Origin of the sequence: Mesorhizobium sp. LSJC285A00 (assembly GCF_000503155.1) — a bacterium.
Lineage (GTDB): Bacteria > Pseudomonadota > Alphaproteobacteria > Rhizobiales > Rhizobiaceae > Mesorhizobium.
Genome location: NZ_AYVK01000101.1, coordinates 1 through 3,111, shown reverse-complemented (window position 1 = coordinate 3,111; position 3,111 = coordinate 1). Strand labels below are relative to the sequence as shown.

3 protein-coding genes are annotated in these 3,111 nt (G+C 57.9%); 1 reads left to right on the top strand and 2 read right to left on the bottom strand.

Annotation, left to right across the window (positions count from 1 at the left end; all coding sequences use genetic code 11):
* Window positions 1–464: 464 nt before the first annotated feature.
* Window positions 465–587, bottom strand: a complete 123-nt coding sequence (locus X726_RS1000000172170) for a hypothetical protein (RefSeq protein ID WP_245261978.1) — start codon at window positions 585–587, stop codon at window positions 465–467.
* Between the two features lie 368 nt (window positions 588–955).
* Between X726_RS1000000172170 and X726_RS137280 the strand changes: the two genes are divergently transcribed.
* On the top strand, window positions 956–1,228 hold the full coding sequence (locus tag X726_RS137280) for a hypothetical protein (RefSeq protein ID WP_023673958.1): 273 nt from the start codon (window positions 956–958) through the stop codon (window positions 1,226–1,228).
* A 742-nt stretch (window positions 1,229–1,970) separates the two neighbouring features.
* Here the strand turns inward: X726_RS137280 and X726_RS00065 are convergent.
* Window positions 1,971–2,285 carry a VanZ family protein gene (locus X726_RS00065; RefSeq protein ID WP_023673957.1) on the bottom strand — a complete coding sequence of 105 codons (315 nt, stop codon included), beginning with the start codon at window positions 2,283–2,285 and terminating at the stop codon, window positions 1,971–1,973.
* Window positions 2,286–3,111: the final 826 nt, after the last annotated feature.

Here is a 3,111-nt window from a genome sequence, read left to right as displayed (position 1 = left end):
AGCTCCCTCTCCCTATTGGGGCGGAAGCATGTTGATCGCTCACAGCCGACGGACGCCCTTAGAGTTGCCGTCGATAGCACACTGTATGCCTGCGGGCCGCGGATGTCCCATTTATTAACAACTGCGTTGATCAGCGCGAGCCAAGCTTTGGCGCGCCCGCGCTAAGACGGCATTCAGATACTCCAGGAATTCGTCATCGCTTTTCGTTGACAAGCCGACTTGTCGAGCGCGAGTCACAATGCGCTCCTGGAGTGAAACCGCTGTCTCATAGTGGTCCACGATCATCTGAAATGAAGCGCTCACTGGGGCGGATTCAAAGAGCTGTGCCATTGTGGCAATGTAGTTCCAAGATGATGAGAGTCGATGCGGCCGCTGCTTTGCGTAACAATCGTACAATGTGCTCAAGAATGTGCGGTTACCGGATCTAGACGGCCTATCCGGAGGTGGTGTGGAATTCTGCTGACTTAGCAGCACGGATAGAACTCGTGATCCGCCACGCAGCACGCGCCAGATAGGACCAATAGGGCGTAACTAGCGACGCGAGCGCCGCCGCTGCGATGCAGTGAGCCGAATGCGCCGAGGCCCATCAACTTCCACCGGGTCACCTCGGCAGTGGCCGCCTTCACCCCGGTCATGTCTTCGCTGAGCGATTCACCGCGTCTTCAGCCTTGGCAAAACGCTGCACCAGCTTGTCGGTCTTGGCGTACATCTTCGATCGGCTGGCGGCTGGGCGCTGCTCGGATTGCTCGTAAGAGAGCGCGGCTCAAGCATCGCTGTCGTTTAATGTCGCGCCGGATCTCGGTTGCGTCTCGCTGAACGCCCTCCATGGACGCCCTTCATCGTGGGTCCACCAGGGCTTTCTTGTTGTCTGAATAGCCGCCTTCGTGCGCGAGCACCTTGGCAGGCGCTTTCTTTTCGCGCGAAATTGCCATCGTTTTCAAGCGGGAGGGTCGGGATGCAGATTTTCGATGACATCGAGGCGCTGCTGGATGCGGGTGAAGCCTCGACGGCACTTAAGGAAGTGCGGGCGCTGGTGCATCAATTTGGGCGCGGGTCCAGTGTCTTGGCGGGCGCGATCGACGACCTCATTATTGACCTGTCGACGCTATCATTCGTCGCCGATGCTTACGGAGGCCGCATCGCAGAGGCGGCGCGCATCTTGGCCCGAAAAAGACTATTGAAAATCAAGTTGCTCGCACCTCGTCAAAGCGTTGAAGTGGTCAGCTAGAGATTGGTGGTCGCTACGAAAAACGTGTAGACCTGCTCGGTGCTCCGATCGCATCGAAACCTCTCGCGATCATCGGTTCCGTACGGACGAAAGAGCCGCCTGACCCTGCGACCAGATGAAAGCTTGGACTTGCGGCAGACCGCAAGCAGTTGGAGCTTGAATTGCCGACACACTCTCANCCCTGCGACCAGATGAAAGCTTGGACTTGCGGCAGACCGCAAGCAGTTGGAGCTTGAATTGCCGACACACTCTCAGGAACCGTTGCCGGGATCGCACTCCATTGGTCGTCGGCCCAGATCCGGCGCGCGTCGCTTAAGGTGCCGGTCGAATATGGCCAGCTTCGCTTCGTAGCCGATCCGCACTCTGGACCTGCAGCTATCGCAGCTGAAACCGGCAATCGTTTTCAGCCAGGATCCCCTTCTCACCATTGGGCACGAACAGGAGGGGCATTGGAATTCTATCGGTACGTCGCGCAGTTCATTTGATAGAGGCACTGTGCATGTTCTCCTCAGCGGCACGGCCACTGCAACAAAGTAGAAGGAGAAATGTTTCCGGCTTCGGCCATTTGCGCGAAAGAATCGGACCTAAGTCTAAATGGTGAGCGGCCCAGAAACCTATTTCCCTTGCTATCGGCCTTTGCGTCGGAAATTGAACGGCAATAGCGAGGGTGATCGAAGGCGGCCCCGGGCGTGAGGCTGGCAAGTGGGGCCAAGACGCGGCGGAAAAGCGGAGCCTGTTGCGATCAAATAACCGGTTCGCCTAGAATCTCGTTCACCCAGCTCATAGTTCTCAGCCCGTATGCCATTCCGGCGCAGTCGGCAAACCAGTCGAAGACACTCATGTCACGCCCTGTGACGCATTGAAGGATTTCGATCGCTGCGCCCGTTAAAGCAAGTAGAACCGCCAGCCGGACCACCTGTTGGGGCCAGCCGAGGCTACCCAAAGCCGACAAGGTGGCGAACGCGGCGGCGTGGTTGAGCTTGTCGTGATGAGACGTAAAGGCCAACGCGTGCAGCAAGTGGTCTGGCAATAGCGCGAGCAACAGGACGACCGCCAACGTGGAGAGAAAGGCAGCCCTTGCCNAAAAGCAAGTAGAACCGCCAGCCGGACCACCTGTTGGGGCCAGCCGAGGCTACCCAAAGCCGACAAGGTGGCGAACGCGGCGGCGTGGTTGAGCTTGTCGTGATGAGACGTAAAGGCCAATCCAAGGGCGTGCAGCAAGTGGTCTGGCAATAGCGCGAGCAACAGGACGACCGCCAACGTGGAGAGAAAGGCAGCCCTTGCCATGCTCTGATAAAAGCTCGACTGCGGCAATCTATCCGCAGCACTCCCGGTTCCTAGTTCTCGCTTCCGATACTGGTGCACTAGGCAGAGCTCCAACCTGCATCTGAGCTACGAGCGCGAACAACTGGCATGCTTAACAGGCCTCCTGATGTCATCAGGAAGTTCCATGAAACAGCCTATGTCACTCTGGATGGTTCCATAGGGCGCTGCGAATGTCGCCCTCCATTGTGATGAGGCCGAGGGTTTCCTGCCGAAAAGGCGCGGNGGAATAGGCGAGCCATTGGTACCGCTTGCGCCCAGGTGCGATGCGTATCGTGCTGGGCGGGAGCGGAACTCTTCCAGCCTTGGCCCGGCTGTGCAGCCGGGCCGACGCCCTTCTGAATTCAATTATCGCCGGCGTCGCGGCTAACAGACGAAACCGCTGTTTAGTCTGGTCATTCCTGCCTTGGTGATCTCGCCTCTACATATTCCAATCCTAGACGCTAGGCCAGCAGCGGTCACTCGCTGCTGTCCAATCAACAAGCCCCAAACATCAGGTCGCGGTTATATACAAAAAAGCCGGCCACCTTTCGGCAGCCGGCCAGTGCAAACAAGGAAGG

Bases quoted from the DNA above. Each gene is read 5' to 3' on its own strand.
- X726_RS1000000172170 (WP_245261978.1), bottom strand. From the start codon at position 587: ATGGGCCTCGGCGCATTCGGCTCACTGCATCGCAGCGGCGGCGCTCGC.
- X726_RS137280 (WP_023673958.1), top strand. From the start codon at position 956: ATGCAGATTTTCGATGACATCGAGGCGCTGCTGGATGCGGGTGAAGCC.